Consider the following 26,156-nt stretch of genomic DNA (forward strand, 5'->3'; position numbering starts at 1 on the left):
GGGCTAGGACTGCACAAAGTCCTGCCTCACGCGGTCTTCGGAATAGTCCTCGGCGTGCCGTTCGACCCAATCGAGGGCCAGGGCTTCGACGCATTGTTGTTCGCTCTGAGACTCATGCAGGCGACAATAGCGGGTGATTTGACAGACCTGTTCGCCCATGCGGGCGCTGAATAGTGTTTGCTCATCGACAAAGGCAATGCCCACCAGGTAACCGCGCTTGCGCTTCAGGCACCAGGCCACATAGCCGTTGTAGCGGGCATTGTCCCCCAATGTCGGCATATGTACTTCAAGGGCGGTACCACGGCGCCAGGCGCGGTGGTAATTGCATGCCATGCCGCCGAGGCTGATAGTGTGCAGCCGCTTGCGCGATATACAGGCGTGCTTGCGCAGGGTCAGTTCAATCGGAACATCATCAGGATGAGGCAGAAAACGTCCCATGAGTGCAGACTCCGAGTGTCGTCCATTTGACATTGTCTCCCCCAGTATAGTGGTCGAACTGGAACTGACAGACTTCGATGTCGACCAGCAATTGCTGGGACTGGAGGGCGTTTCTCTCGTCGTTTTTACCAGCGTTGGCTGTGCCGGTTGCCGCTGGGCCCGGGCGCAGTTACCACTCGTTGAGTGGCCGGTCGATCGCTTGTGCTGGATCGATGCTGGCAATAACGGTGGAGCGGTGGAGCGCTATCAGGTCTTTCATCTACCGGCGCTGTTTGTCGTGCGCGACGGTGAATTTTATGGGGCTTTACAGTCACGCCTGACGCGCCTGGATCTTGCCGAGCATCTGCGTCAGGCGCTCAAACGATCACCAGAGGAGTTGCCTTGATGGGGGCTGTCCGTAAACCGCGTGTGGGCATTATCGGGACCGGAGCGATTGGCGGTTTCTACGGCGTGATGCTGGCTCGGGCCGGCTTCGATGTGCACTTTTTATTGCGCAGTGAGTTTTCGACGGTGGCCGAGCAGGGGCTGCAGGTCAATAGTGCCCAGCACGGAGCCTTGAGCTTGAAGCCAGTGCAGGCTTACGCCAGTGCCGAAGAGATGCCGCCATGTGATTGGCTGTTGGTGGGCACCAAGGCCACCAGCAACGTCCAGTTGGCGCCAGCGATCATCCAGGCGGCAGCTCCGGGGGCCAAGGTCTTGCTGCTGCAAAACGGTCTGGATGTTGAGGACGGGTTACGCGCGGTGCTGCCTGAGTCGCTGCATCTATTGGGCGGCTTGTGCTTTATCTGTGTTCATCGCTCGGCCCCCGGCCGGATTGAGCATCAGGCGTTGGGTGCGGTGAACCTGGGTTACCACAGTGGTCCGGCAAGCGTCGATCCGGCCCTGAGCCAGGCCATTGTCGAGGAGGGGGCCACGCTGTTTCGTGACGCCGGCCTCGATGCTCAGGCCATGAATAATCTGCATCAGGCTCGTTGGCAGAAACTGGTATGGAATGTGCCCTATAACGGTTTGTCAGTATTGCTCAAGGCCAGCACCACGCCACTGATGGCCGATCCGGCCAGCCGCGAGTTGATTCAGGATCTGATGCAGGAAGTGCTGCGCGGCGCGGCGGCCTGCGGGCATGTCATTCCTGAGGTTTATGCACAGCAACTGTTCAAGTCCACCGAGTCCATGCCCGACTACTGGCCGAGCATGTACCATGATTTCCTGCATCAGCGTCCGCTGGAGTTGGCGGCTATTTATGCTGCGCCGTTGGCGGCGGCGCGAGCGGCGGGCTGTGAGCTGCCGAAAATCCAGGCGTTGTACCAGGCCTTGAGCTTCATGGACCGGCATCACGCCTGAGCCGAGCTCATCATCTGAAGGGAACCGAACATGGCAAAGGGCTTGGATGGAAAGCTGGTGGTGGCAATCTCGTCACGAGCGCTGTTTGACCTCAGTGATAGCCATAAGGTCTATCTGGCCCAAGGTGTCGAGGCTTATCGCCAATACCAGATCGAACATGAAGAGGAGATCCTCGAGCCAGGTGACGCCTTTCCCTTGGTGAAGAAACTCCTGAGTCTGAATGACCGCCTGGGACGTGCGCGGGTCGAGGTGGTGCTGGTGTCGCGCAACAGTGCCGACACCGGATTACGGGTATTCAATTCGATCCAGCATTACGGCTTGGCCATTTCCCGGGCCGCGTTTGTCGGTGGGCGCAGTCCTTATCCTTACCTGGCAGCCTTTGGCAGCGACTTGTTTCTCTCGACTCATGCCGAAGATGTGCGCAGTGCATTGGATGCCGGATTCGCCGCGGCCACCCTCCTCTCCGGCGGCGCCCGGCGTGCAGAAAATGGCGAGTTGCGCATCGCCTTCGATGGTGACGCGGTGCTGTTCTCCGATGAGTCGGAGCGGGTCTACCAATCAGCTGGCCTTGAGGCCTTCCAGGCCAGCGAGCGGCAGTCGGCCCGGGAGCCTTTGCCGGGTGGGCCGTTCAAAGGTTTCTTGGCCGCGCTCAATCTGCTTCAGGGCGAGTTTCCCAACGATGCCTGTCCGATTCGTACCGCCTTGGTTACCGCCCGTTCGGCCCCGGCTCACGAGCGGGTGATCCGCACATTGCGTGAGTGGGACATCCGCCTGGATGAGTCGCTGTTCTTGGGGGGGCTGGAGAAAGCCGCTTTTCTTGAGGCGTTCGCCGCTGACGTGTTTTTCGATGATCAAACCGGCCACTGCGAGCTGGCCCGTGAGGTCGTGGCCACCGGTCACGTCCCCCATGGCATCAGTAACGAAGCCCAGACTTGAGCCCCATAACTCAAGGTTTTCTGCTGAACCTCTCAGCGTTCCAGGCACTGCTAAGCTGAATCAATCTCCGCCGTATTGGCAGTTGAGGAGGTCATATGATTCGTTCGATGCTGTATGCCACAGACCTCGGTTTATACGCTCCTTTTGTAATGCAGCATGCCTTGGAGCTGGCTCGAACGTTCAATGCCGACTTACATATAGTGCACGCGGTGGAACCCATGGGGCTGTTCGCCGAATCGGTGTTGCAGAGTTATCTGGACGCGCAATCGCTGAATGAGTTTCACCGCCAGGGCTTGAGTACGGTGATGGCCAGCATCGAGCAGCGAGTGCTCGACAGTTTTCGCGAAGAGTTGGGGGAAGGCATGCAGGACCTGAACCTGATCCAGTCAGTACGTGTTCTTCAAGGTGACCCATCCCAGGTGATCCTGGAGCAAGCGGCGAAACTCTCGGTGGATTTGCTGATCGTAGGAAGTCACAGCCCAGGGGGCAACGCACAAACCCCTCTGGGGCGTACTGCATCCCGGGTTCTGCAATTGTCTAAAGTGCCGGTTTACCTGGTGCCTCTGGTGCAGCGTCGACGTCGGGGCGATGTCTGAGGGCAGAATGGAAAAATCCGAATAAAAGTTCTAGATTTATTCTTCTGACCATTAATATAGTTATATACCGTCGCTGATACCCGTGGCGTCTACTTGCTTTGAGGGATAGATATGAAGCTTCAACAATTGCGCTACATCTGGGAAGTGGCGCACCACGACCTCAACGTTTCCGCTACCGCTCAAAGCCTTTACACCTCGCAACCGGGTATCAGCAAGCAGATTCGGCTGCTCGAGGATGAACTTGGCGTTGAGGTCTTTGCTCGCAGCGGTAAGCATCTGACCCGCGTCACTCCGGCCGGTGAGCGCATCATCACCACGGCCGGCGAGATTCTGCGCAAGGTTGAGAGCATCAAGCAGATCGCTCAGGAGTTCTCCAACGAGAAGAAGGGCACGTTGTCTATCGCCACCACTCACACCCAGGCGCGCTACGCGTTGCCGCCCGTGATCAGCAGCTTTATCAAGCAGTACCCGGACGTAGCCCTGCACATGCATCAAGGATCGCCGATGCAGATTGCGGAAATGGCCGCCGACGGCACCGTGGATTTCGCCATTGCCACCGAGGCGCTGGAGCTGTTCGGTGACTTGGTGATGATGCCGTGCTACCGCTGGAACCGTTGCGTGGTGGTTCCTCAGGGCCATCCGCTGACCAAGTTGCCGAAACTGACGCTCGAAGCCCTCGCTGAGTACCCGATCGTTACCTACGTCTTCGGTTTTACCGGGCGTTCCAAGCTCGACGAAGCCTTCAGTCATCGCGGCCTGACGCCCAAAGTGGTATTTACCGCCGCCGACGCCGACGTCATCAAGACCTATGTGCGTTTGGGGCTGGGTGTCGGCATCGTCGCCAAGATGGCGGTGGACACCAAGCTCGACAGCGATTTGGTGGTGTTGGATGCCAGTGAGCTGTTCGAATCGAGCGTGACCAAAATCGGTTTCCGGCGTGGCACGTTCCTGCGCGGCTTCATGTGCGACTTCATCGAGAAGTTCGCGCCGCACCTGACTCGCGAAGTCATGGCCAAGGCCATCGCCTGCCACAACAAGCAGGAACTGGAAGAGTTGTTCGACGGCGTCGAACTGCCGGTGCACTGATTCCTGTGTGCTTAATGCACCTCGGTGACAGTGAACTGTTGCCGCGTGCCGGCCACCACGATCTCCACCTCATCGTCCTCGAACTTGCCCAGCAGGCTTTTGCCCAGCGGTGAGCGCGGGGTGATGACGGTCACCAGTTGCCCCACCACCGAGACTTTCAGTCCTGCCCCATCGGGGCCGAGAAACAGCCATTGTTCATGGCCTTTCTGGTCCTCCAGTCCTAGGAGCGTGCCGACTTGAATTCCGGCCTGGGCATCGTAAGGGCGAAAGGGCAGGTTTTGCCAAAGCTTCAGCGCCTGACGGATTTCTTCGACCCGTCGCGCTTGACCCGCCGCCAGATAAGAAGCTTCCAGTCCCAGGGTGTCGTATTTGTTTTCGGCGATGTTCTCTTCGTGGGTGGCGGTTTCGTAAGCGGTTTGCGCGGCCCGCAACGCGACCTCCAGATCGTCTCGCAGCTGTTGCAGAATCAGTTGATGGACAGATTGTTTATTCATGATCAATTACAAAATTGCAGCACATTGGCCCGGCTCTTTTCGCTTGGTGCGTTCTGGTCCTGCTGCAGCCAGAACTCGCACCTGGGGTTGGACAGGTTGCGTGGGTTATTACGAGCGTTGTCCAAAGACTGCAGTTCCTCATTCTTGCGCAGGTTCTCTTGATACTGTTCGAACAGTTGATTCGCAGGCTCTGTTGGCGCAACCACCGCAGGTTGCGCCAACTGCTGAACGGCCTGCGCTACGGGAGCCAGTTGCTGGCTGAAGAGAAAGTGCGAAGCCAGCCAGCAGGTCAGGGCGATCGCCACAAAACCCAGCCATAGGCCCAGGGCGATACTGCCGCACAGCGCCAGGGCATTGAAGCGCAGGCGCAGCGGGCGACGGGCGGGGTCTGGATGGGGCATGGTCGGCTCCTGGCGGACAGTACTGGGCGGGGGCTGATTGTCGCATGAAGATTAATCGAGGTTGGCCCTTCTGCGCAGGGGCATTTATGCGGACAATCAGTGCCTTTGCCAATCGGGGACTGGAATGAAAGCCTCCTGGGATATTTTCTGCAGCGTGGTCGACAACTTTGGCGATATCGGCGTGACCTGGCGTCTGGCCCGTCAGTTGGTGGCCGAGCATCAGTGTGCGGTGCGCCTGTGGGTTGATGATTTGCGTGCCTTCGAAAAGATCTGCCCACAGATCGACATTCAACAGGCGCAGCAGCACCAGGATGGCGTCGAAGTGTGTCATTGGCCCGCCGAGTGGCAGAGCGCAGTCGCGGCGGATGTAGTCATCGCCGCGTTCGCCTGTCAGTTACCGCATGCCTATATGGAGGCCATGGCCGATCGCGCGCGAGCGCCTTTATGGTTGAACCTGGACTACCTGAGCGCCGAGGAGTGGGTCAGTGGTTGCCACGGCCTACCATCGGTGAAGTTTCGTGGGGTGCAGAAGTACTTCTTCTTTCCCGGGTTCCAGGCCGGCACTGGTGGGCTGCTGCGCGAAGCGGGGTTGCTGGAGCGGCGTCGGCGTTTTCAGGGCGATCCCCAGGCCCGGAACAATTTCCTAGAGCAGTTGGGAGTTTTCCCTGCGACTAGTGCTCGACTGATGTCACTGTTCGCCTACGAAAATGCCGGACTGGCCGGATGGTTGGACGCCTTGGCCACTGACGTCCAGCCGACTCATCTGCTGGTGCCCGAAGGGCGCATTCTCGGTGATGTGCAGCGTTGGCTGGGCGTCGACTCGCTGGCCGCGGGTGCTTTGCAGGTACGCCAGTCCCTGACTGTGCAGGTGGTGCCCTTTGTCCGTCAGGAGGATTACGACCGCCTGCTGTGGTGCTGCGACTTCAACGCGGTGCGCGGCGAGGACTCGTTCGTGCGGGCGCAATGGGCTGGGCGGCCCATGCTTTGGCACATCTATCGTCAGGACGATGACATTCACCTGGACAAACTCGAAGCCTTTCTTGCCCTCTACACGCGTGCGCTTTCCCCCGGAGCCAAGGCTGCGGTACTGGCCTTGTGGCAGGCTTGGAACACCGAGGCCCCGATGGGCCAAGCCTGGAAAAACCTCCTGCAACACTGGCCAGAGGTGGTCGCGCATGCCGAACAGTGGTGTCTGGAACAAGGCTTGCAAGCCGATCTTGCTGCGGCGCTGGTGCAGTTTTACCTAAATTGGATATGATACGCGGCCTAGATTTTTGTAAATCCCATCCAAATTCGGATATTCGCAATGAAAACTGGTAAAGAACTCAAACCCGGTACCGTGATCCGTATCGACAACGATCCTTGGCTGGTTCAGAAAGCTGAATTCACCAAGTCTGGTCGTAACAGCGCGATCATGAAGACCAAGCTGAAGAACCTGCTGACCGGTTACAAGACCGAAACCGTTTACGGTGCGGACGACAAACTGGACGACGTGATCCTGGATCGCAAAGAAGCGACCCTGTCGTTCATCAGCGGCGACACCTACACGTTCATGGACACCACCGACTACACCATGTACGAGCTGAACGCCGAAGACATCGAAGCGGTTCTGCCGTTCATCGAAGAAGGCATGACCGACGTTTGCGAAGCTGTGTTCTTCGAAGACCGTCTGGTTTCCGTTGACCTGCCGACCACCATCGTGCGTCAGGTTGACTACACCGAAGGTTCCGCTCGCGGCGACACTTCGGGCAAGGTGATGAAGCCTGCCAAACTGAAAAACGGTACCGAGCTGAGTGTTGCGGACTTCATCGAAATCGGCGACATGATCGAGATCGATACCCGCGAAGGCGGTTCCTACAAAGGCCGCGCCAAGGTTTAAACCTGGCCTGACCTGGTAGACGAAAAAACCCGACCTTGAGTCGGGTTTTTTTGTGCCTGGCGTTCGTCGTTTCAGACCTTCACGTGAAGGCGCACATCGACGTTGCCGCGGGTGGCGTTGGAGTAGGGGCAGACCTGATGCGCGGCGTCCACCAGGCGTTGCGCTTCGTCCTGGGCAAATCCCGGCAGGCTGACATGCAGATCGATATCCAGGCCGAAACCGCCGGGGATCTGGCCGATGCCGACCTGGGTGGTGATCGAGGCGTCGTCCGGGATCTTGCGCTTGCTCTGGCCCGCCACGAACTTCAGGGCTCCGATAAAGCAGGCCGAATAGCCGGCGGCGAACAGTTGTTCCGGGTTGGTTGCCTGCCCACCGGTACCACCGAGCTCCTGGGGGGTGGCCAATTTGACATCGAGGATGTTGTCACTGGAAACAGCGCGACCATCACGGCCACCCGTGGCGGTTGCAACAGCGGTGTAGAGGGTTTGCATGGCGAGAGCCTCGTATTGAGTGTTATTCGCTAATTATTTGTGCGCTAAACAAGTTCGGAATAAATTTACTTCTCTAATATTTAGTGCGCAAGATAAAATTCTCAAGAACGCCCGCGAAGGCACATCAGTTCGCTCCAACCAGTTGATTTTTAGAAGATGTATTTTGATCAAGAAAGCCAGCTCCCGCCTGTGGGAGCTGCTGGGTCAATGCAGCCTCAAAGGTTGTCCTGCAAATGCCCCCGCAGCACTTGCAACTCCTCCTGCAACCGGCGCAATTGTTCCACCGTCCGGCCGCTGGCGCCAAGGATGCATTGGGGAATTTCCCGGGCCTGAACCTTGAGGGCACGACCCTGCTCGGTCAGTTGCACAATTACCACTCGCTCATCTTCCCGGCTGCGGGTCCGGCTCAGCAGGCCCTCGGCCTCCAGGCGCTTGAGCAGTGGCGTCAATGAGCCCGGATCGGTCAGCAGGCGCTGGCTGATCTCGCTCACAGTCCGCCCGTCCCGTTCCCAGAGCACCAGCATCGCCAGGTACTGCGGGTAGGTCAGCCGCAGTTTTTGCAGCAGCGGCTTGTAGACCTTGGTCAGCAGCAGCGATGTGGAGTGCAGGGCGAAACACACCTGGTTGTCCAGCAGCAGCTGTTCACAAGTATCCGAGGTCGAGGGTGCGATGGTCATGTTGGCGGCCTTGATCGTTAATGGTCCTGAATCTAGCGGGCGAGTCTTTAATGCGCCAGATAATTTTCCGTCAGGCTTAGCCCATGGCGCTTTGCAGCGCCAGGTCCCAGGGTGGAACCGGGCTGAAGCGGCTTTTCAGGTACTCCAGCAATAGGCGGCTGCGGGCATTGGGGTGCTGTTCCATGCGCAAGGCATAGATGCCGGCGGTTTCCGGCTTGGGCAGGCTGGTATCGCAGAACAGCGGCACCAGCTCTCCACGCAATAGGTATTCGCTGACCAGCCAAGTGGGTAGATGGGCAATGCCCAGCCCGGCCAGGGCCCCGGACAGCAGCGCTTCGGCATTGTTGGCGCTGAGGCGGATGCGTCGCGGGCGATGGCTCTGTACCTGGCCATCAAGCTCGAAACGCCAGGCAAACAATGGCGCCAGGCCGTCCCAGTCGAGGCCGTCATGCTGGCTCAGTTCGGCGGGATGGGTCGGCGTGCCACGGTTTTTCAGGTAGGACGGGCTGGCGCAGGCAATCCGCACGATGCTGGCCAGGGAGGTGGCGACCATTCGCGTGTCCACCCGCTGTCCGGCGCGCAGTACCAGGTCGACCTTGCCCAGATGCGAGCCTTGCATATCGACAAAGCTGTCGATCAGGTGCAACTGCACGTCCAGCCCCGGGTAGAGCACCAGGAAGTCGGCAATGGCCGGCGCCAGATGGCGGCGGCCGAAGGCGGCAGGGGCATCGATGCGGATCAAGCCTTCCGGGGCATGGCTCAGGGACGCTGCCTCGGCGCGAGCCAACTGCAGTTCGGCGACGATGCGTCGAGCCCGTTCGGCGAAGGCCAGGCCCGCTGCGGTGGCGACCACCGCGTGGGTGGTGCGCATGAACAGTGGGGTGCCCACGGCATTTTCCAGGCTGTCGATGCGTCGGGCCACGGCGGAAGGGGTCAGGGGATGACGGCGGGCGGCGGCGGAGAAGCTCCCGGCTTCCAGCACATCGAGAAACAGCCCCAGTTGTTCGGTCAGTGCATTGGGATTCATGGTCAGTTCGCTTATGCGAAAACGGCACAGCCATTGTGCGTTGCTGTGCGTTTCCGTGCCAGGGTCGACTGCGTAGCATGCGGCTCTCAGGTGAGGAGAGACGCTTTGATCGAGTCAGTGATGTATCTGCTGTTGGGCGCGGCACTGGGCACAGTGGGCGGTTTGTTCGGTATCGGTGGCGGCTTGATCGCGATTCCCGTATTGGGGGTGTTGTTCGGGCTGGACCAGCAGATCGCCCAGGGCACCGCGCTGGTGATGGTGGTGCCCAATGTGATGCTGGCGTTGTGGCGTTATCACCAACGTAACCGCATCGAATTGTGCCACGCCCTGCCTTTGGCGCTGATGGGCTTTTGTTTTGCCTGGCTCGGCTCGATCTGGGCGGTGGGCATCGATGCGCAGAAGATGCGTATCGGTTTTGTCGCTTTCTTGCTGGTGCTGTCGGCCTACAACCTGCTGCGCATGTTCATGGCCATTGCCCCGGCCAGCGGCGAGATGCGTTATTCATGGCCGTGGTTGGGGGGGCTGGGCGCCGCTGCCGGGGTCATGGGCGGGCTGTTCGGCGTAGGGGGAGCGGTTGTGGCCACACCAGTACTGACCAGCCTCTTTGGCACCTCCCAGGTGGTGGCGCAAGGGCTATCCCTGGCCCTGGCGTTGCCGAGCACCGGGGTGACCCTGGTGACCTACGGCGTCCATCATCAAGTGGACTGGATGATCGGTCTGCCATTGGCGGTCGGCGGCCTGTTGAGCATCAGTTGGGGGGTGAAGGTGGCTCATGCTTTGCCCGAGCGTCTGCTGCGGGCACTGTTCTGCGGTTTCCTGGTGGTGTGCGCGGTGATGCTGGGGTTTAAGGCTTGAAGCCTTCGACGATGTGTTCCGCCAGGCACTCAGTGATGGGCGAGGGGTGGTTGAGGTTGCGCAGCAGCATGATGCTGGCCTCGGGCAACTCGGGCAGCCCTTCGTTTGCGCCGAGGATGCGCAGATCCGGGGTGATCAGGCTTTCCAGCTGTGCGGTGATTGCCAGCCCGGCGCTGACCACCGCCATGATCGCCGACAGGCTGGAACTGTTGTAGGCAATGCGATAGTCGAGACCAGTGGTGTCCAGGGCATTGCAGGCCCACTGCCGGCAGAAACAGTCGCTGTTGAACATCGCCAGCGGCAAGGGTGTCTGTTCATGGGACCTGAAGCCCTGGGCCACGGCCCAGACGAAACGCTCCTTGCGCAACAGCTGGCCGATCTCATTGCCCGGTTCGCGGGTGACGATGGTCAGATCCAGGTCTTGGCGTTGCAGCAGTTGTTTGGACGATTCGCAATGCACTTCGATCTGGATCAGTGGGTAGCTCTGGGCAAAACGCGACAGAATCCCCGGCAGAAAGCGCATCACATAGTCATCCGGCGTACCGATCCGGACCAGCCCCACCATGTGTGGTTCGCGCAGGGTATTGAACACTTCGCTGTGCAGTTTCAGGATGCGCCGGGCATAGCCCAGCAATACCTGGCCCTCGGCGGTCAGCTTGACCTGGCGCCCGTCACGCTGGAACAGTTGGCGTTGCAGCACCTCTTCTTCCAGGCGCTTCATCTGCATGCTCACCGCCGACTGGGTGCGGTTGACCCGTTCGCCGGCCCGGGTAAAACCGCCTTCATCGGCGATGGCAACGAAGGTGCGCAGCACGTCGGTGTCAATGCTGGGGAACTGGGACATTGATCAAATCCTGAGATGTTTGGGGTTCGAGGTATTTCTGTACTTGATCTTATTCTTCATCAGAGCGCGGCGTCAGCCCTGGCGTTGCCCCTGCAACCAGGCCAGCACCTGCCGGGCATTCTGGTCCGGTGGAAACACTGGGTAGAACACCTCTTCGATCTGTCCGGCGTTGAGGATCAGGGTCAGGCGTTTTAGAAAGCGCGTGGCATTCAACTCGAACATTGGCAGTGCCAGGGCTTCGGTCAATTGCCCCTGGGCATCGGAGAGCAGGGCAAAGGGCAGGTGCAAGCGTTCGACCGCTTCGCGCTGATAAGCGCTGTCCTGGGTGGAGAGGCCGAACAGGTTATCCGCCCCGGCGGCCGCGAGCTCCTCGGCCAGGTCGCGGAAGGCACAGGACTGCGGAGTGCAGCCGCGAGCACCCGGGGTCATGTTCCAGCCTTCCAGCAGCGGCAGGTCCGGTCGTCCCGTGCGCGGATAGACATACACCACTGTCCTGCCGGACAGCGTCGAGAGATCGATCGCTTCGCCTGAAGTGCAGGGCAGCAACAGCCCGGGTACAGGCAAGCCGCGCAGATGGCGGGCGGCGCCATCGTCCTCGGGGGCCGGAATGCTCGACCAGTCCACGCTCAGCATGTCTCTCATAACGGTTCCTCCGGGTCAGTCGGTCCTGGCAGTTGAAAGCATTGCCCGCTGGATAGCAGAGTGGCGGTAGCACTTATCAAGTTCAAGTAGCAGAGCGCTGAATTGATGTTCTCTGTACTCGTGGAGGTCTTGAATTTATGAGAGGGGGGCGAACTTTCGTTGTTATTGATTTGTTGGCGATAAGGGTTATTGGTACTGGCTATAAGTTGCTGGGCGGGCGGCGAGTTGTTGGCTATAGGTTTTCGTTTACTAATTTCCCTGTGCGATAAAAATTCGTGAATGCCCGTTATGCCGATTAATGGTCAAGTTTGTGGGGATTTGAATTTGCCTGGAGAAACATTCGCTACTAGTGTTGCGTTTGCCATGTACAGATGGTCTGTACTGGGATTGTGACCAACTTTGGAGGGTCCTTTCATGAACGTGAGAGCGGAACACGCTGAGCCAACCACTGCCGAGCTGACACAGCTCAAGACCAAGCTCAAGGCTGGCAAACTGGCGCCGGAAGACCTCAAGGCGCTGGTGGGCCTGGTGGAGCGGACGGAAAAGGCGGCGAAGCAACTTAGAGCAGCCATCGTCGAGTAAATAACGCTAACACTTTGGAGGGCGGGATCAGAAATGGACCTCACTACTCGAACTAATTCTATCGACACATCTGAACCGTTGCGTAGCCCTCCATTTTTAGCGCGCAGCACTATCGGCAGTCATTCGATACTGCTGTTGGGAAGTCTGGAAGCCCCCATTTCGACACTCAGTGATAATGCTTTTATTGTCGAGCGCATTGCCCAGAGTCTCAACTTGTCGACGCTGGGTAATCAATTCAGTGCAGAGGAGTTTATTTTTCTGCTGAACGAACAATACATTGCCGCTGAAGAGTTTGTTTATGGTCACCCAATCTGGAGAAAGATCAGAGAGGGCGATCAGGCTGCACTCTATGCCTATATCCTCGAGACCCGTCATTACCTGGCCGCCGCGGCGTCGAGGATGTGCCCCTCGGTCAGCCCGGGCATCGGCCTGTCCCCGATCGCCCTCATGCTCTCCCGGCATGCCCTGGAAGAGTGGGACCATGCGCAGTTCTTCAATGAAGCCCTGGAACTGATCGGCTGCTCCAGCGACATGATCAGGCTGGCCAGGCCCTTGCCCGCGACCCTGGAGTGGATCCACCTGTCCCGGCAGATCGCTGCCATGGGCGAGTTGGTGTCGGCTGCCTGTTCCGGCTTCATGGAGCACTCTTCGGTGGAACAAGAGGCGGTGCTGGGATGGCATGAGCTGCTGGTGAGGCACAACCTGTTGAGCCGCAAAGCGACGGATAAAGTCCTGGGTCACTTCTCTACCGATATCCAGTACGGGCATTCGGATAACTGGAAGAAGGCCGTGCGCACCCAGGATTGCCATCCCGCGCCGGTGGTGGCCACGGTACTCAATGCGGTGTGCAGCTTGAGCGAGATGATCTACCGCTGGCTGTCCGCCCTCGAACAGGGCTGTGCCAGCTCGATCGTTACCGCAGCCCAACTGGTCGCCGAGGAGGGGCTGGATCAGCTGTTGCAGGCTACCGACTCGCCACTGGACGTGGAGATTTTCCAGGGCTTGCCGGTTTGGCCATCCAGCGTGATGGGCCTGGTCAATGGCGAGCGTTCCGGCGATGACAACTCGGCGGATATCGTCGTCGGCTCCTGCTATGCCCTGGGGCAGCGAATGTCGCAGTTGGTCATGAGCCCGGCACCGTTTGGCGCGCTGATCAGCCAGGTCCATGAGCAGTTGCTCAACGGCCAGAGCTTCAGCGCCGACAGTGTGGCGGCCATCGAGCAGATGACCACCGACTGGCTGGTCTCGGTGGACGGTCACGCCCTGTGGCAGCAGATGATCGACGGCTGCGCCGATGAGCTGATCATTGGCTACATGTTGGAGAACTATCACTACCTGGCTTCGGCCACCCGGCATGTCAGCCCAGCGATTGCCGCCTGCCAGGACGCACGGATTCGCGAGAACCTGTTGCAGCACCTGCAGGATGAGCTGACCCACTGCGACATCCTCAAGCCCCGGTTGCGCGAACTGGGGGTGCGGCGTCCGCACATCATGCGGCCCTTGCCGACCACCACGGCCTTTGTTGGCTACCTCAGCGACCTGGCGCGGCATGACTGGAAGGGCTACCTGATCGGCTCGACCTTCCTGCAAAAGAGCCTGAGCGAGTGCCGCGGCGATGACCGTCACATGAGGTTCTACTCCCAGGTCTCCACCAACAACCCGCGCTGCGCGGCGTTGCTGGGAGCCATGGCGGCCCATGATGAACTGGATGATGAGTTGGGCCATGACCAGCGGCCGTCGCAGAATATCGAGTATCTGCTGGCGCGGGGCGAAGTCAGCCGAGACTCGGTGGCCCGCGCGGCCATGTTGCCGTCGCTGGCCTGGAGTTTTCTGGACGGCATTCGCGCGCACTATGGCACCGGCCAGGACGCGGTGCTGCAGCGCCAAGCCTGGAGCGCAGAATGAACCGGCCCTACTTCCAGACCCTGGAGCCCTTGGTGCACTTGCAGGAACTGTTGTTCGAGCGCGACGACTTCGACGCGCTGGCCAGGCGCTTGCCGGAACCTCGGATGGCCTTGGAACAGTGGCGCGATGTGCTGCACAGCGAGTTGCTGTCGTTGTTTCGCTGGGGCCTGATTCGTGCCAAGGAGGCGCTGGGCGAGCAGGGCGCCGCCCAAAGCTATGGTGAGGAGGTCCTGTGCCTGTTGCCCTATTACGGCTTTTGCCTGCACGCGATCCGCCGCGCCGCACCCTTTGCCATGATGGGCATCCCCACCACGGTGTCGGTGCGCGATGACCGTTACCCGGAAGCCAGCACGGTGATTGCCGAGCTGGCGGATGTCCTTGGCGTACAGGACTGGCTGCAGGTCAGCCAGGCGTCTTCAGCAAACCTGGTGCAGCAGTTTCAGGGACGCAATGGCCTGATCGTGCTCACCGGCAAGCAGAGCACCTACACCCGCCTGCGAAACCGCTACCCGGCTGCACGGATCATTGCCGCCACCGGCTGCTGCGGGGTGGTGCTGTCCATCGAGGAGCAGCAGGCGCGTCTTATCGAAGAGCAACGCAAGGCGCACCTGTTGTCGGTCAGTTGCAGCAATCATGGTTACACCATCCTGGCCGAAGCGCTGGCCCCTCAGGCGGCGGTGCTGGCCATCAACGGGGTCAGGTCCGCCGCCAGACGCTCGGTGGAGGAGGTGCTCGGGCAACTGCACCCGTCCGTGGTCCTGGCTCCCCCTTCGACCTCGCCGCTGCCCGACGATCTGGCCGGCTACAGCCTGCTGGCCTGTGAAAACGCTGGATCGGCCAGCTTCGATGGCTTTGGTCGGGATCCGTTGGGTGGCTGGCCGGGGGATTATCGAGTCTGACAGGGCCAAATGCTGCTGGATAAATCATCAAGTACTGAGATGTATTGCATAAGAAACATTCGTTGGATTGATCCTGTTGTCAAGCAGACACTGTGCCCATTCCCACAGGAGAACAGGATCATGAATGCTCAAAAGGGTTATCTGCTGGTTCAAAAACTGCCATTTCCAGGGCTGTCGTTAGCGACACTGTGGCACCGGGTATGGCGCTGGCATGCAGTGGCGCGCGAACGTCGCATGCTCGCCGGGTTGAGTGATACGGCCCTGCGTGACCTGGGGCTGAGCCGGGCGGATGTGGAGCGTGAAGTGACTCGCCCGTTCTGGGACGATCCGATGCATAAATAAGCCGGCGATGACTACACAAGCGGCTTCAAGGTGCGCTAGCGTGCGGGCAGACAAGGAGAAGCCCATGCCCGCAGCCTTTTCTTTCTCGCTCAAACAGGCTCGCCGACTGGCGCTGGCCGCCCAGGGTTTCGGCGGGCGTCAGCCGTCGGCACCGATCAAGGCCGCACGGCTCAGTCAGCAGATTGAGCGCCTGGGCCTGTTGCAGATCGATTCGGTCAATGCCCTGGTGCGCGCCCATTACCTGCCGCTGTTTTCCCGTCTTGGCGGCTACCCACAGCAGTTGCTCGATCAGGCCGCCTGGAGCCAGGGGCGCCAGCGCACCTTATTCGAATACTGGGGGCATGAGGCGTCTTTGTTGCCGATGTCCATGTACCCCTTGATGCGCTGGCGGATGCAGCGGGCGCGCCAGGGGCAGGGTATCTATGCCCAGTTGGCGCGCTTTGGCCAGGAACAGCAGGCCACCCTGCGCCGGGTGCTGGCGGCTGTGGAGCAGCAGGGGGCATTGGCGGCCAGCAGCCTTTCCACTCGTGAAGAACCGGCCGGACCCTGGTGGGACTGGAGCGCTGAAAAGTACGCCCTGGAATGGCTGTTCGCCGCCGGCGAAGTGACGGTCTCCGGGCGCCGCGGCTTCGAGCGCCTGTATGACTTGCCGGAGCGGGTGATTCCTGCGGCGATCCTCCAGCAACCATTGCTGGAGCAAGCCCAGGCCCAGCGCCGGTTGCTGCTGCAGGCCGCCACGGCGTTGGGCGTGGCCACGCAAAAGGACCTGCGCGATTACTTTCGGCTCGACCCCGGTGACAGCCGCGCGCGGCTGGCCGAGCTGCTGGAGTCTGGCGAGCTGCTGGCCTGCGAGGTTCATGGCTGGAAGCAGCGCGCTTACTGCCTGCCCCAGGCCAGGGTGCCGCGCAAGGTCGAGGCCAGCGCGTTGCTGTCACCTTTCGATTCACTGATCTGGGAGCGCAGCCGCACCGAGCGCCTGTTTGATTTCCGCTATCGGCTGGAGATCTACACGCCCCAGCACAAGCGCGTCTATGGCTATTACGTGCTGCCGTTTCTGCACAACGAGCGGATTGTCGCTCGGGTCGACCTGCGCGCGGAGAGGGCCCTGGGGCGTTTGGCGGTGCATGCGGTGCATGAGGAAGAGCCGGGCCTGGATGAGGAGGGAATCCGGGCATTGGTCGTGCAATTGCGACAGATGGCCAACTGGCTGGGGTTGGAGCAGGTTCAGCTCAATTGCCAGCGTGATGGTGCGCGACGTCTGCGTGAGGTGCTGGGGTGAAGAGCTTCGCGAACAAGCCCGCGCCTACACCGTCCATGTAGGAGTGGGCTTGTTCGCGAAAGGCCCCCTCAGCGCTTGACCTGCTTGAGGGTTTCGGCAATCAGGAACGCCAGCTCCAGCGACTGGTCGGCGTTCATCCGCGGGTCGCAATGGGTGTGATAGCGGTCTGACAAGCCATCCTCGGTAATTGGCCGAGCCCCGCCGATGCATTCGGTGACATTCTGCCCGGTCATCTCGATATGGATGCCGCCGGCATAGCTGCCTTCGGCCTGATGCACCTGGAAGAACTCCTTGACCTCGGTGAGGATCTGCGCGAAATCCCGGGTCTTGTAACCGCTGCTGGCCTTGATGGTGTTGCCGTGCATCGGGTCCGAGCTCCACAGCACCTGCTTGCCCTCGCTCTCCACCGCGCGGATCAGTTGCGGCAGGTGGTCGCCGACCTTATTGGCGCCCATGCGTACGATCAGGTTCAGACGGCCGGGATCGTTAGTCGGGTTGAGAATGTCGATCAGGCGGATCAACTCCTCGGTGTTCATGCTCGGGCCGACCTTGACCCCGATCGGGTTATTCACCCCGCGCAGGAACTCCACGTGAGCGCCGTCCAGTTGTCGGGTCCGATCGCCGATCCACAGCATGTGGGCCGAGCAGTCGTAATAGTCGTTGGTCAGGCTGTCGCGACGGACGAAGGCTTCTTCGTAATTGAGCAGCAGCGCTTCGTGGGCGGTGAAGAAACTGGTCTCGCGCAGTTGCGGCGAACTGTCCATGCCACAGGCGCGCATGAAGGCCAGGGTTTCATCGATGCGATCCGCCAACTGGCTGTATTTTTCGGCCAGAGCCGAGTTGGCGATGAAGTCCAGGTTCCACTTGTGCACCTGGTGCAGGTCGGCGAAGCCGCCCTGGGCGAAGGCCCGCAATAGGTTCAGGGTGGCCGTGGCCTGGTGGTAGGACTGCAGCAGGCGGTCCGGGTCCGGTATCCGGCTTTTTGCATCGAAGCCGATGCCGTTGACGATGTCGCCGCGATAGGCCGGTAAGGTCACGCCCTTGATGGTTTCGTCGTTGGCCGAGCGCGGCTTGGCGAATTGGCCGGCCATGCGCCCGACCTTAACCACCGGGCAGCCGGCGGCAAAGGTCATGACAATGGCCATCTGTAGCAGCACCTTAAAGGTGTCGCGGATCTTTGCCGCGGAGAATTCGGCGAAGCTCTCGGCGCAATCGCCGCCCTGCAACAGGAAGGCGCGACCCTGGGTGACTTCGGCGAACTGGCGGCGCAATTCCCGGGCTTCGCCCGCAAACACCAGCGGTGGATAACTGGCCAGGGTCTGCTCGACTTGCAACAGATGCGCAGCGTCTGGGTACTGGGGTTGTTGCTGGATCGGCAGGGCACGCCAGCTGTCGGGGCTCCAGGGTTGGCTCATCGCGGACTCGAGTGTTTTCCGGTGGGGAGGCGCATGTTAGCAGCAAATTAGTACGTGACCTGCTCCTCTTGCTTGGCCGACAATCGCGCCTTTCCCGCTCGCTGCCGAGCGGTTGGTTTATCGCGCTGGCAGATTCTGCGTCTGCGCGACTAGGAGATGAAATGACTGAGGAGCGCGTCGAGCGTGTGCTCGCCGAAGTTCACGATGAGTTCGGCAAGATCCGGGTGCTGGAAGTGGCGGACTACCGCTTTCTCGAATTTGGCGATGCCATCGAGCAGAGTTGCGTGTTCACCGCCGACCCCAGCTGGCTGGAATACGACTACACCCGGGGCATGCTGATCGGCGCCTTGTGCCATGCCGCGCCAGAGAGCGCGCTGTTTCTAGGGCTTGGGGCTGGGACGCTGACTCAGGCGTGCTTGAAGTTTCTGCCGCTTGAAGACGTCGAGGCCATCGAGCTGCGCCCGGACGTGCCGCGCCTGGCCATCGAATACATGGGGCTGGATGACGATCCGCGTCTATATATAAGAGTCGGTGATGCCCTGGAGCTGCTGGACAGCGCCGAGTCCGCCGATCTGATCTTTGTCGACCTGTACACCGATGTCGGTCCGGGTGTCGGGCATCTGGCCTGGGGCTTTTTGGAAAGCTGCCAGCAGCGCCTCAATCCCGGTGGCTGGCTGGTGATCAACCAATGGGCCACCGATGATGGCAAGCCCTTGGGGGCTGCTCTGTTGCGCGGGCTCTATCACCGGCATTACTGGGAGCTGCCGGTGAAGGAAGGCAACGTGATTCTGCTTGTGCCGGCCGATCTCGATCAGGACCTGGACATGCCTGGCCTGACCGCCCGCGCCGAGGAACTGGCACCGCGGCTGGGGTACTCGCTGCAATCGTTGATCAAGGCCATTCGCCCCGCCACATAAGCCCCTGGCAGGCAACGACTGGCCGGCGAAGACGATCCGCCGGTCAGCTTGTTCAACAGCCCTTGAACACCCCGGGGCGCTTCTCGATCATTGCTCGCATCCCTTCCTTGGCGTCTTCGCTGTTCATCAGCGTGTGCACCAGCGGCGGCAGGCCCTGAGCGGCCAGTGTTTCGCCCTCAAGCCGGGCCTGACGCGCTGACATCAGCGTCGCCTGTACGCCCAGTGGTGCTTGCCTGGCAATGCGTTCGGCCAGTTCGATGGCCCGCGGCAACAGGTCTTCACTGGCCATGACTTCCTGCACCAGTCCCAGGCGCAAGGCTTCGTGGGCGTCGAATTCATCCCCGGTCAGCAACCAGCGCATGGCATTGCCCCAGCCCGCCAGCTGATGCAGGCGCAGGGTCGCACCACCGAAGGGAAATATCCCGCGCTGCACCTCCATCTGGGCAAAGCGCGTATTGCTGGCGCAGAGATTGATGTCCGCCGCCAGCATCAACTCGATACCGATGGTCAGGCAGTAGCCTTGCACGGCGACAATCACCGGCTTGCTTACCCGTGGCCCGGCGAACACGCCCCAAGGGTCGCAGCCGCCGGGCGGTGCCTGCCAGCCCTGGGCCAGGGCGGCACCGACATTGGCCAGGTCCAGCCCGGCGGTAAAGTGCTCGCCGTGGCCGAACACCACGGCGATCCGCGCTTGGCTGCTGGCCTCGAACTCACCGTAGGCCAGGCTCAGTTGGTTGAGCAGCTCCAGGTCGAAGGCATTGCGCTTGGCGATCCGGTCCAGGCCGATCAGGAATAGATGACCGCGCAGTTCGCGGCTGACATGGCTGGCACTGGGCTGATTCATGGGCGCGATCCTCAAGGGGGAAAGAGGGAATGGGCGAGACGGCTTTCAAGCACCAGGGTGAATCGTTTTAGCGGTGGCGACCAACAGCGGCGGGTCCAAGCAAAATAGCGCGCCCTTCGAGTCTGCGCAAAGCCTGTGACCATCGGGCGTTGAGTGGAGTTTTCCGATAAAAAAAACTCCCTTTTTTGAGTAATTCCGGTATAGTGCGCGCCGGCCTTTAGCCGGGCCACGTTTAGGTAATGCAATTCCCCGAAGTCAGCTTCGGCTGCTTGTCCGCTGCGCGGACTATCCTTGACGATCCATTCATCCAATCGTTTTCGCAAATCCCCGCCGACAAAGCTGCCAGGGTGACTCTTGAGTCTTACACGGCATGCGCAGCTTTGGAGCATGGGTCTTTGCGGATGCACTTAGAGGCAGACCCATGACCCAGGAAATCGGCGGCTTCGCCGCTCTTGAACTTCATCCCAATATTGTCGCTGCAGTAGTCGCTACCGGCTATGAAGAGCCTTCGGCTATTCAGCAGCAGTCGATCCCGATCATCCTTGCCGGGCACGATATGATTGGCCAGGCGCAAACCGGTACCGGTAAAACCGCTGCCTTTGCCCTGCCTATCCTGCACCGCATTGATCCGTCCAAGCGCGAGCCGCAAGCTCTGATCCTGGCCCCAACCCGTGAGTTGGCGCTACAAGTTGCAACCGCTTTCGAAACCTACGCCAAGCAAATGCCGGGCGTGACTGTTGTGGCCGTCTACGGCGGTGCGCCGATGGGCCCACAACTGAAAGCAATCCGTAATGGCGCACAAATCGTTGTCGCCACCCCAGGCCGTCTGTGCGACCACCTGCGTCGCGACGAAAAAGTCCTGGCCACTGTGAACCACCTGGTTCTCGACGAAGCTGACGAAATGCTCAAGCTGGGCTTCATGGATGACCTGGAAGTGATCTTCAAGGCCATGCCGGAAACCCGCCAGACCGTACTGTTCTCGGCCACTCTGCCACAGTCGATCCGAGCCATCGCCGAGCGTCACCTGAAAGACCCGAAACACGTCAAGATCCAGAGCAAGACCCAGACTGTCACCGCGATCGAACAGGCTCACCTGTTGGTTCACGCTGACCAGAAAACCTCTGCCGTTCTGAGCCTGCTGGAAGTTGAAGATTTCGACGCCCTGATCATGTTCGTGCGCACCAAGCAAGCGACCCTGGATCTGGCCAGTGCCCTGGAAGCCAAAGGCTACAAAGCCGCTGCGCTGAACGGTGACATCGCCCAGAACCAGCGTGAGCGCGTCATCGACTCCCTCAAGGACGGTCGTCTGGACATCGTTGTGGCCACCGACGTCGCCGCTCGTGGCCTGGACGTACCGCGCATCACCCACGTATTCAACGTGGACATGCCGTACGACCCGGAATCCTACGTGCACCGTATCGGCCGTACCGGCCGTGCCGGTCGCGAAGGTCGTGCGCTGCTGCTGGTGACTCCGCGTGAGCGCCGCATGCTGCAAGTGATCGAGCGTGTGACCGGTCAGAAGGTTGCCGAAGTTCGCTTGCCGGACGCCCAGGCCGTTCTTGATGCACGCATCAAGAAGCTGACCAACAGCCTGTCGCCGCTGGTAGCTGACGCTGAAGCGACCCACGGTGAACTGCTGGATCGCCTGACTGCCGACATCGGTTGCAGCCCGCGCGCCCTGGCCGCGGCCCTGCTGCGCAAGGCCACCAACGGTCAGGCGCTGAACCTGGCAGCCATCGAGAAAGAGCGTCCACTGGTGCCCAACAGCGCGCCACGTGGTGATCGTCCTGAGCGTTCCGGCGACCGTCCTGATCGTGGTGACCGCGAGCGTCGCGCGCCAATGCCTTTGGGCGAAGGCCGTGCTCGCTGCCGTACCGCGCTGGGTGCCCGTGACGGTATCGCTGCCAAGAACCTCTTGGGCGCGATTCTCAACGAAGGCGGTCTGGCCCGTGAAGCCATCGGTCGCATCCAGGTGCGTGACAGCTTCAGCCTGGTAGAGCTACCGGAAGACGGTCTTGATCGTCTGCTGACCAAGCTCAAGGACACTCGCGTGGCCGGCAAGCAACTGAAGCTGCGTCGCTACCGCGAAGATTGATCCGCCTTCGGGCTGATTGATCAGGCATAAAAATCCCCGACTGGTTCGGGGATTTTTTATGCCTGGAGTTTGGGCCGGGACTGTTCGCTGGCAAGCCGGCTGCTGCGGGGGGGGGGGAGGGGAGCCGCCTTGCCGTTGAGGACTCAGCCAAAGCGGTAGATGTCCATGCCCAGTGCGCCCAAGGTGAAGCCCTGGTGGACCACGCTGAATTCACCACCGGCTCCCCGGGCGAAGTACAGCGGCAGCAGGTGCTCGTCGCTGGGATGGCTGCGCACGGCATGCGGTGCCAGCTGCCGGTAGTCATGCAGGACCGCGTCGTCGTTGTTCGCCAGTTTTTCGATCATCCAGTCACGAAAGGCCTTGGCCCAGGGCTCGACGCTTTCCGGGCCGGCGTGCCAGTCCAGCTCCCGCAGGTTGTGGGTGATGCTGCCAGAACCGATCAGCAATACGCCTTGCGCCCGTAGGCTGGCCAGGGCGTGGCCGACACGGGTTTGTAGAGCCGGGCCCAGGTGACTGGGCAGCGATAGCTGGATCACCGGGATATCCGCCTGCGGATACATCAGCGACAGTGGCACCCAGGCGCCATGGTCGAAGGGGCGCTCATTGTCGAGCTGGGTCGGTAGACCGTCAGCTTTGAGCAACTCCACCACTTGCGCCGCCAGTTCAGGTTCGCCGGGAGCTGGGTATTGCACGGCAAACAGCGCGGCGGGGAAACCACCGAAGTCGTGCCAGGTTTCCGGGTGTGGGTGGGCGGTGGCGCGCAGCCCCGGGCTTTCCCAATGAGCCGATACCACCAGAATCGCCTTGGGTCGTGGCAGTTGCACCGCCAGGTTTGCCAGCGCCGGACCGCTGGCTCCGGGCTCCAGAGCCAGCATGGGGGAGCCGTGGGAGATGAACAGGCTGGGAAGCATGGAGGAGGTCCTGAGGGTTAAGATGCGCCATCTTCAATCAGGTCATTGATCTAAATCTAATATAAGTTTTAGTACTTTTTGATCGAATTTTAAGGACTTAGCATGCAAGCGGACTTTTGGCACAAGCGTTGGGAGCGGGATCAGATCGGCTTTCACCTGGCGGAGGTCAACCCCTATCTGCAACGGTACTGGCCGGACCTGGGCCTGCCCACGAACGCTCGGGTGCTGGTGCCTCTGTGCGGCAAAAGCCTAGACCTGATCTGGCTCGCCGATCAGGGGTTCCAGGTGCTGGGCATCGAGTTGGCGGAGAAGGCTGTCGTGGGCTTCTTTCGCGAACATAATCTGCAGCCACAGATTGGCCAGCAAGGGGCCTTCAAGGTCTATGCGCACGGTTCGATCCAGCTCTGGTGCGGTGATTTTTTTGCCCTGACGGCCGAGGACGTCGCTGGCTGTACGGCCTTGTACGACAGAGCGGCGATGATTGCCTTGCCGCCGCAGATGCGTCAGCGCTACGCCATGCATCTGAATGGCCTGTTGCCCTCCGGCAGCAAGGGGCTGCTGATTACCATGGATTACGATCAGGCGCAGTTGGACGGGCCACCCTTTGCCATTCTCGACGATGAAGTTCGTCAGCGGCTGGGTGACGCCTGGCAGCTGCGGATCGAAGTAGAGCAGGACATCCTGGGGCAGAGCTGGAAGTTTCTCCAGGGCGGGGTCACTCGGCTGGTGGAGCGGGTTTATCGCCTGGACAAGCAGGGCTAACGTTGCCCCGGCTTTTGCCGCACCTATGCAAAAGGACGACTCGCGTCGCCCTTTTGGGTGTTTCCGGTTGGCTGATCAGCCGCGACGACGCAGGGCGTCGATACGCTCTTCAAGCGGCGGGTGGCTCATGAACATGCGAGCCAGGCCCTGTTTGATGCCGCCATTGATGCCGAAGGCGTTCAACGTGTCGGGCATATGCACTGGCAGGCCCTGTTCCGAACGCAGGCGCTGCAGGGCACCGATCATGGCGTTGGTGCCGGCCAGGCGGGCACCGGCTTCGTCGGCGCGGTATTCACGCTTGCGCGAGAACCACATGACGATGGCGCTGGCCAGGAAACCCAGGACCAGCTCGGCGAAAATGGTCGCCACGTAGTAGGCGATGCCCTGGCCTTCTTCGTTCTTGAAGATCACCTTGTCGACAAAATTACCGATGATCCGCGCGAAGAACATCACGAAGGTGTTCACCACGCCCTGGATCAGCGCCAGGGTGACCATGTCGCCATTGGCAACGTGACCAATCTCGTGGGCCAGTACGGCTTTCACTTCATCGGGCGAGAAACGCTCCAGCAGGCCCTGGCTGACCGCCACCAAGGCGTCGTTCTTGTTCCAGCCAGTGGCGAAGGCGTTGGCCTCGTAGGCTGGAAAGATACCCACTTCGGGCATCTTGATCCCGGCTTCGCGGGACAGTTGCTCGACAGTCTGCAGCAACCACTGCTCATGGCGGGTGCGCGGTTGGGTGATGATCTGCGTGCTGGTGCTCATCTTCGCCATCCACTTGGAGATGAACAGCGAGAACAGCGAACCGGCAAAACCGAAGACCGCACAGAAAATCAGCAGCTGATTGAGGTTCAGATCAACCCCATTGGCCGCCATGAACCCGTTGAAGCCGAAAAGGCTCAGGGTAATGCTGGCAATCAGCACGACCGCAAGGTTAGTGGCCAAAAACAGCAGGATTCGCATCATGGTGGTAGAAATCTCCTCAAGCTAAAGATGTAGCGTATTGCGGGGTATATAAGGTGCGGCAAGGGCCTATTCAATACGGCTTCTATTTCAAACTGTGTCGCTTGGCCCTGGGGCTAGAGGCTCGCATTGCAAACGCATGTGGGCGGCTGCCGGGCACGGCCAACGCCTGGCTGCGGCGCAGATCTTGTGACAGTAGGCTGGGTGGAAAGTGCAAGCTTATAGAAGGGGGATGGAGCAGGGCAGTGAAGATGTGTTGCTGAATTAATCGCGGTGCAATCCGGCAAAGATCGCACCGCGTTATTCGGATTATTGGCGGTAGGACTTGAGGAAACTTCCGATCCGGCCAATGGCCTGTTCCAGGTCGTCGACCCGCGGCAGGGTCACCACGCGGAAGTGGTCCGGCCAAGGCCAGTTGAAGGCGGTGCCTTGAACCACCAGGAGCTTTTCCGAGAGCAGCAGGTCGAGGACGAATTTTTCGTCGTTATGGATTGGGCAGATTTTTGGGTCGATCCGCGGGAAGGCATACAGCGCGCCCATGGGTTTCACGCAGCTGACCCCGGGAATGTCGTTGAGCAACTCCCAGGTGCGGTTGCGCTGCTCCAGCAGACGGCCTGACGGCAGCACCAGGTCGTTGATGCTCTGGTAGCCCCCCAGGGCGGTCTGGATCGCATGCTGGCTGGGTACGTTGGCGCACAGGCGCATATTGGCCAGCATGTCGATGCCTTCGATGTAGCTCAGGGCATGCTGCTTGGGACCGGAAATGGCCACCCAGCCGGAGCGGAAACCCGCCACGCGGTAGGACTTGGACAGACCGTTGAAAGTCAGGCACAGCAGGTCCGGGGCCAGGGAGGCGGTGCAGATGTGCACGGCGTCATCGTAGAGGATCTTGTCGTAGATCTCGTCGGAGAACACCACCAGGTTGTGCTGTCGCGCCAGTTCCAGCATGCCCAGCAGTACTTCCTTGGGGTACACCGCGCCAGTCGGGTTATTCGGGTTGATGATCACCAGGGCCTTGGTGTTCGGGGTGATCTTGGCCTTGATGTCGGCCAGGTCTGGCCACCAGTTGGCTTGTTCGTCGCACAGGTAGTGCACCGGATTACCGCCGGCCAGGCTCACCGCCGCCGTCCACAGCGGGTAGTCGGGTGCTGGCACCAGCACCTCGTCGCCGTTGTTGAGCAGCGCTTGCAGGGCCATCACAATCAGTTCGGAAACGCCGTTGCCCAGGTAGATGTCTTCGATGCCGATGCCTTCCACCTGCTTTTGCTGGTAGTACTGCATCACGGCCTTGCGCGCACTGAACAGGCCTTTGGAGTCGCTGTAGCCCTGGGCGGTGGGCAGGTTGCGGATCACATCCTGGAGAATTTCGTCTGGCGCTTCGAAACCAAAGGGCGCCGGGTTGCCGATGTTCAGCTTGAGGATGCGATGGCCTTCCTCTTCCAGGCGTTTGGCGTGCTTGAGCACTGGGCCGCGAATGTCATAACAGACGTTGGCGAGCTTGTTCGATTTGCTGACCTGCATGGCGATGTGTTCCCGAA

General features: G+C 60.5%; 28 protein-coding genes and 1 pseudogene. 16 read left to right on the forward strand and 13 right to left on the reverse strand.

The annotated features are described in order from the left end of the window. Positions 1–3: 3 nt before the first annotated feature. The gene (locus tag PLD_RS09445) at positions 4–438 is read right to left on the reverse strand and encodes a PilZ domain-containing protein (protein ID WP_159891992.1); all 435 of its coding nucleotides are present in this window, start codon (positions 436–438) and stop codon (positions 4–6) included. On the opposite strand from PLD_RS09445, the gene PLD_RS09450 reads away from it, so the two are divergent. The 5 genes from PLD_RS09450 to cysB all read left to right on the forward strand — a co-directional run bounded on the left by PLD_RS09450 (position 437) and on the right by cysB (position 4,397). Continuing rightward, positions 437–823, forward strand: coding sequence for a co-chaperone YbbN (locus tag PLD_RS09450; RefSeq protein WP_159891994.1), 387 nt, complete (start codon positions 437–439; stop codon positions 821–823). The two genes, PLD_RS09445 and PLD_RS09450, sit on opposite strands and share 2 nt — an antisense overlap. After that, positions 823–1,779, forward strand: a complete 957-nt coding sequence (locus PLD_RS09455) for a putative 2-dehydropantoate 2-reductase (RefSeq protein ID WP_159891996.1) — start codon at positions 823–825, stop codon at positions 1,777–1,779. The genes PLD_RS09450 and PLD_RS09455 overlap by 1 nt, the downstream gene beginning before the upstream one ends. Before the next feature lie 30 nt (positions 1,780–1,809). Beyond that, positions 1,810–2,715, forward strand: a complete 906-nt coding sequence (locus tag PLD_RS09460; protein WP_159891998.1) for a 5'-nucleotidase — start codon at positions 1,810–1,812, stop codon at positions 2,713–2,715. A gap of 95 nt (positions 2,716–2,810) precedes the next feature. After that, a complete protein-coding gene (locus PLD_RS09465; protein ID WP_159892000.1) occupies positions 2,811–3,311 on the forward strand; it encodes a universal stress protein in 501 nt (166 codons plus the stop codon). Between the two features lie 111 nt (positions 3,312–3,422). Beyond that, complete coding sequence (gene cysB / locus PLD_RS09470; protein ID WP_159892002.1) at positions 3,423–4,397, forward strand: HTH-type transcriptional regulator CysB; 975 nt, start codon at positions 3,423–3,425, stop codon at positions 4,395–4,397. Between the two features lie 11 nt (positions 4,398–4,408). Here the strand turns inward: cysB and PLD_RS09475 are convergent, their stop codons facing one another. After that, the gene (locus PLD_RS09475; protein WP_159892004.1) at positions 4,409–4,891 is read right to left on the reverse strand and encodes a GreA/GreB family elongation factor; all 483 of its coding nucleotides are present in this window, start codon (positions 4,889–4,891) and stop codon (positions 4,409–4,411) included. 2 nt (positions 4,892–4,893) lie between these two features. After that, positions 4,894–5,292, reverse strand: coding sequence for a hypothetical protein (locus tag PLD_RS09480; protein WP_159892006.1), 399 nt, complete (start codon positions 5,290–5,292; stop codon positions 4,894–4,896). Between the two features lie 124 nt (positions 5,293–5,416). Here PLD_RS09480 and earP point away from each other — a divergent pair, with 124 nt between their 5' ends. Beyond that, positions 5,417–6,550 carry an elongation factor P maturation arginine rhamnosyltransferase EarP gene (gene earP, locus PLD_RS09485; protein WP_159892008.1) on the forward strand — a complete coding sequence of 378 codons (1,134 nt, stop codon included), beginning with the start codon at positions 5,417–5,419 and terminating at the stop codon, positions 6,548–6,550. Between the two features lie 48 nt (positions 6,551–6,598). Beyond that, on the forward strand, positions 6,599–7,171 hold the full coding sequence (locus PLD_RS09490) for an elongation factor P (protein ID WP_007931398.1): 573 nt from the start codon (positions 6,599–6,601) through the stop codon (positions 7,169–7,171). Between the two features lie 71 nt (positions 7,172–7,242). Here PLD_RS09490 and PLD_RS09495 read toward each other — a convergent pair whose 3' ends face one another. From PLD_RS09495 to PLD_RS09505, 3 genes are all read right to left on the reverse strand, one after another. Next, on the reverse strand, positions 7,243–7,662 hold the full coding sequence (locus tag PLD_RS09495; protein WP_159892010.1) for an organic hydroperoxide resistance protein: 420 nt from the start codon (positions 7,660–7,662) through the stop codon (positions 7,243–7,245). Positions 7,663–7,877: 215 nt separating this feature from the next. Continuing rightward, complete coding sequence (locus tag PLD_RS09500) at positions 7,878–8,339, reverse strand: MarR family winged helix-turn-helix transcriptional regulator (RefSeq protein WP_159892012.1); 462 nt, start codon at positions 8,337–8,339, stop codon at positions 7,878–7,880. A 76-nt stretch (positions 8,340–8,415) separates the two neighbouring features. Continuing rightward, the gene (locus PLD_RS09505; protein WP_159892014.1) at positions 8,416–9,366 is read right to left on the reverse strand and encodes a LysR family transcriptional regulator; all 951 of its coding nucleotides are present in this window, start codon (positions 9,364–9,366) and stop codon (positions 8,416–8,418) included. A 105-nt stretch (positions 9,367–9,471) separates the two neighbouring features. On the opposite strand from PLD_RS09505, the gene PLD_RS09510 reads away from it, so the two are divergent. Beyond that, positions 9,472–10,221 carry a sulfite exporter TauE/SafE family protein gene (locus PLD_RS09510; RefSeq protein WP_159892016.1) on the forward strand — a complete coding sequence of 250 codons (750 nt, stop codon included), beginning with the start codon at positions 9,472–9,474 and terminating at the stop codon, positions 10,219–10,221. Here the strand turns inward: PLD_RS09510 and PLD_RS09515 are convergent. Next, positions 10,211–11,065 (reverse strand): LysR substrate-binding domain-containing protein, encoded by an 855-nt coding sequence (locus tag PLD_RS09515; RefSeq protein WP_159892018.1) that lies wholly within the window; start codon positions 11,063–11,065, stop codon positions 10,211–10,213. The genes PLD_RS09510 and PLD_RS09515 overlap by 11 nt on opposite strands. A 72-nt stretch (positions 11,066–11,137) precedes the next feature. Continuing rightward, positions 11,138–11,707: a peroxiredoxin gene (locus PLD_RS09520; protein ID WP_159892020.1), complete on the reverse strand. Its 570-nt coding sequence runs from the start codon at positions 11,705–11,707 to the stop codon at positions 11,138–11,140. Between the two features lie 414 nt (positions 11,708–12,121). On the opposite strand from PLD_RS09520, the gene PLD_RS30425 reads away from it, so the two are divergent. The 5 genes from PLD_RS30425 to PLD_RS09540 all read left to right on the forward strand — a co-directional run bounded on the left by PLD_RS30425 (position 12,122) and on the right by PLD_RS09540 (position 16,714). After that, a complete protein-coding gene (locus PLD_RS30425; RefSeq protein ID WP_178116142.1) occupies positions 12,122–12,289 on the forward strand; it encodes a hypothetical protein in 168 nt (55 codons plus the stop codon). A gap of 213 nt (positions 12,290–12,502) precedes the next feature. Next, positions 12,503–14,194: a hypothetical protein gene (locus PLD_RS09525; protein WP_178116143.1), complete on the forward strand. Its 1,692-nt coding sequence runs from the start codon at positions 12,503–12,505 to the stop codon at positions 14,192–14,194. Then, complete coding sequence (locus PLD_RS09530) at positions 14,191–15,093, forward strand: hypothetical protein (RefSeq protein WP_159892024.1); 903 nt, start codon at positions 14,191–14,193, stop codon at positions 15,091–15,093. Before PLD_RS09525 ends, PLD_RS09530 begins: the two co-directional genes overlap by 4 nt. A gap of 120 nt (positions 15,094–15,213) precedes the next feature. After that, positions 15,214–15,435 (forward strand): DUF1127 domain-containing protein, encoded by a 222-nt coding sequence (locus PLD_RS09535; protein WP_159892026.1) that lies wholly within the window; start codon positions 15,214–15,216, stop codon positions 15,433–15,435. A 64-nt stretch (positions 15,436–15,499) separates the two neighbouring features. Then, complete coding sequence (locus PLD_RS09540) at positions 15,500–16,714, forward strand: winged helix-turn-helix domain-containing protein (RefSeq protein ID WP_159892028.1); 1,215 nt, start codon at positions 15,500–15,502, stop codon at positions 16,712–16,714. Positions 16,715–16,782: 68 nt separating this feature from the next. Here the strand turns inward: PLD_RS09540 and PLD_RS09545 are convergent, their stop codons facing one another. Then, the gene (locus PLD_RS09545) at positions 16,783–18,129 is read right to left on the reverse strand and encodes a class II 3-deoxy-7-phosphoheptulonate synthase (protein ID WP_159892030.1); all 1,347 of its coding nucleotides are present in this window, start codon (positions 18,127–18,129) and stop codon (positions 16,783–16,785) included. A 161-nt stretch (positions 18,130–18,290) separates the two neighbouring features. Between PLD_RS09545 and PLD_RS09550 the strand changes: the two genes are divergently transcribed. After that, positions 18,291–19,046, forward strand: a complete 756-nt coding sequence (locus PLD_RS09550; RefSeq protein WP_159892032.1) for a spermidine synthase — start codon at positions 18,291–18,293, stop codon at positions 19,044–19,046. 52 nt (positions 19,047–19,098) lie between these two features. Here the strand turns inward: PLD_RS09550 and PLD_RS09555 are convergent, their stop codons facing one another. Beyond that, positions 19,099–19,890 (reverse strand): crotonase/enoyl-CoA hydratase family protein, encoded by a 792-nt coding sequence (locus tag PLD_RS09555; protein ID WP_159892034.1) that lies wholly within the window; start codon positions 19,888–19,890, stop codon positions 19,099–19,101. A gap of 387 nt (positions 19,891–20,277) precedes the next feature. Between PLD_RS09555 and PLD_RS09560 the strand changes: the two are divergent. Next, positions 20,278–21,985 (forward strand): annotated as a pseudogene (locus PLD_RS09560) (DEAD/DEAH box helicase). Between the two features lie 143 nt (positions 21,986–22,128). On the opposite strand, the gene PLD_RS09565 reads toward PLD_RS09560, so the two are convergent. After that, positions 22,129–22,896: a class III extradiol ring-cleavage dioxygenase gene (locus PLD_RS09565; RefSeq protein ID WP_159892038.1), complete on the reverse strand. Its 768-nt coding sequence runs from the start codon at positions 22,894–22,896 to the stop codon at positions 22,129–22,131. A gap of 102 nt (positions 22,897–22,998) precedes the next feature. On the opposite strand from PLD_RS09565, the gene PLD_RS09570 reads away from it, so the two are divergent. Further along, entirely contained in the window at positions 22,999–23,658 is a 660-nt protein-coding gene (locus PLD_RS09570; protein WP_159892040.1) for a thiopurine S-methyltransferase, read from the forward strand. A 75-nt stretch (positions 23,659–23,733) separates the two neighbouring features. On the opposite strand, the gene htpX is transcribed toward PLD_RS09570, so the two are convergent. Together htpX and PLD_RS09580 are read right to left on the reverse strand one after the other, a co-directional pair. Then, positions 23,734–24,621, reverse strand: coding sequence for a protease HtpX (gene htpX / locus PLD_RS09575; RefSeq protein WP_016965069.1), 888 nt, complete (start codon positions 24,619–24,621; stop codon positions 23,734–23,736). 306 nt (positions 24,622–24,927) lie between these two features. Continuing rightward, the gene (locus PLD_RS09580; protein WP_159892042.1) at positions 24,928–26,139 is read right to left on the reverse strand and encodes a pyridoxal phosphate-dependent aminotransferase; all 1,212 of its coding nucleotides are present in this window, start codon (positions 26,137–26,139) and stop codon (positions 24,928–24,930) included. Positions 26,140–26,156 lie beyond the last annotated feature (17 nt).

It is taken from the genome of Pseudomonas sp. LD120, from assembly GCF_009861525.1.
Taxonomy (GTDB): Bacteria; Pseudomonadota; Gammaproteobacteria; order Pseudomonadales; family Pseudomonadaceae; genus Aquipseudomonas.

Excerpts from the sequence above, each read along its gene's own strand:
- PLD_RS09555 (WP_159892034.1), bottom strand. The coding sequence starts at position 19,890 with ATGAATCAGCCCAGTGCCAGCCATGTCAGCCGCGAACTGCGCGGTCAT.
- PLD_RS09465 (WP_159892000.1), top strand. The coding sequence starts at position 2,811 with ATGATTCGTTCGATGCTGTATGCCACAGACCTCGGTTTATACGCTCCT.
- earP (WP_159892008.1), top strand. The coding sequence starts at position 5,417 with ATGAAAGCCTCCTGGGATATTTTCTGCAGCGTGGTCGACAACTTTGGC.
- PLD_RS09475 (WP_159892004.1), bottom strand. The coding sequence starts at position 4,891 with ATGAATAAACAATCTGTCCATCAACTGATTCTGCAACAGCTGCGAGAC.
- PLD_RS09460 (WP_159891998.1), top strand. The coding sequence starts at position 1,810 with ATGGCAAAGGGCTTGGATGGAAAGCTGGTGGTGGCAATCTCGTCACGA.
- PLD_RS30425 (WP_178116142.1), top strand. The coding sequence starts at position 12,122 with ATGAACGTGAGAGCGGAACACGCTGAGCCAACCACTGCCGAGCTGACA.
- PLD_RS09480 (WP_159892006.1), bottom strand. The coding sequence starts at position 5,292 with ATGCCCCATCCAGACCCCGCCCGTCGCCCGCTGCGCCTGCGCTTCAAT.
- PLD_RS09495 (WP_159892010.1), bottom strand. The coding sequence starts at position 7,662 with ATGCAAACCCTCTACACCGCTGTTGCAACCGCCACGGGTGGCCGTGAT.
- PLD_RS09455 (WP_159891996.1), top strand. The coding sequence starts at position 823 with ATGGGGGCTGTCCGTAAACCGCGTGTGGGCATTATCGGGACCGGAGCG.
- PLD_RS09500 (WP_159892012.1), bottom strand. The coding sequence starts at position 8,339 with ATGACCATCGCACCCTCGACCTCGGATACTTGTGAACAGCTGCTGCTG.
- htpX (WP_016965069.1), bottom strand. The coding sequence starts at position 24,621 with ATGATGCGAATCCTGCTGTTTTTGGCCACTAACCTTGCGGTCGTGCTG.
- PLD_RS09520 (WP_159892020.1), bottom strand. The coding sequence starts at position 11,707 with ATGAGAGACATGCTGAGCGTGGACTGGTCGAGCATTCCGGCCCCCGAG.
- PLD_RS09445 (WP_159891992.1), bottom strand. The coding sequence starts at position 438 with ATGGGACGTTTTCTGCCTCATCCTGATGATGTTCCGATTGAACTGACC.
- PLD_RS09515 (WP_159892018.1), bottom strand. The coding sequence starts at position 11,065 with ATGTCCCAGTTCCCCAGCATTGACACCGACGTGCTGCGCACCTTCGTT.
- PLD_RS09535 (WP_159892026.1), top strand. The coding sequence starts at position 15,214 with ATGAATGCTCAAAAGGGTTATCTGCTGGTTCAAAAACTGCCATTTCCA.
- PLD_RS09545 (WP_159892030.1), bottom strand. The coding sequence starts at position 18,129 with ATGAGCCAACCCTGGAGCCCCGACAGCTGGCGTGCCCTGCCGATCCAG.
- PLD_RS09550 (WP_159892032.1), top strand. The coding sequence starts at position 18,291 with ATGACTGAGGAGCGCGTCGAGCGTGTGCTCGCCGAAGTTCACGATGAG.
- PLD_RS09580 (WP_159892042.1), bottom strand. The coding sequence starts at position 26,139 with ATGCAGGTCAGCAAATCGAACAAGCTCGCCAACGTCTGTTATGACATT.
- PLD_RS09450 (WP_159891994.1), top strand. The coding sequence starts at position 437 with ATGAGTGCAGACTCCGAGTGTCGTCCATTTGACATTGTCTCCCCCAGT.
- cysB (WP_159892002.1), top strand. The coding sequence starts at position 3,423 with ATGAAGCTTCAACAATTGCGCTACATCTGGGAAGTGGCGCACCACGAC.
- PLD_RS09565 (WP_159892038.1), bottom strand. The coding sequence starts at position 22,896 with ATGCTTCCCAGCCTGTTCATCTCCCACGGCTCCCCCATGCTGGCTCTG.
- PLD_RS09490 (WP_007931398.1), top strand. The coding sequence starts at position 6,599 with ATGAAAACTGGTAAAGAACTCAAACCCGGTACCGTGATCCGTATCGAC.
- PLD_RS09570 (WP_159892040.1), top strand. The coding sequence starts at position 22,999 with ATGCAAGCGGACTTTTGGCACAAGCGTTGGGAGCGGGATCAGATCGGC.
- PLD_RS09540 (WP_159892028.1), top strand. The coding sequence starts at position 15,500 with ATGCCCGCAGCCTTTTCTTTCTCGCTCAAACAGGCTCGCCGACTGGCG.
- PLD_RS09530 (WP_159892024.1), top strand. The coding sequence starts at position 14,191 with ATGAACCGGCCCTACTTCCAGACCCTGGAGCCCTTGGTGCACTTGCAG.
- PLD_RS09505 (WP_159892014.1), bottom strand. The coding sequence starts at position 9,366 with ATGAATCCCAATGCACTGACCGAACAACTGGGGCTGTTTCTCGATGTG.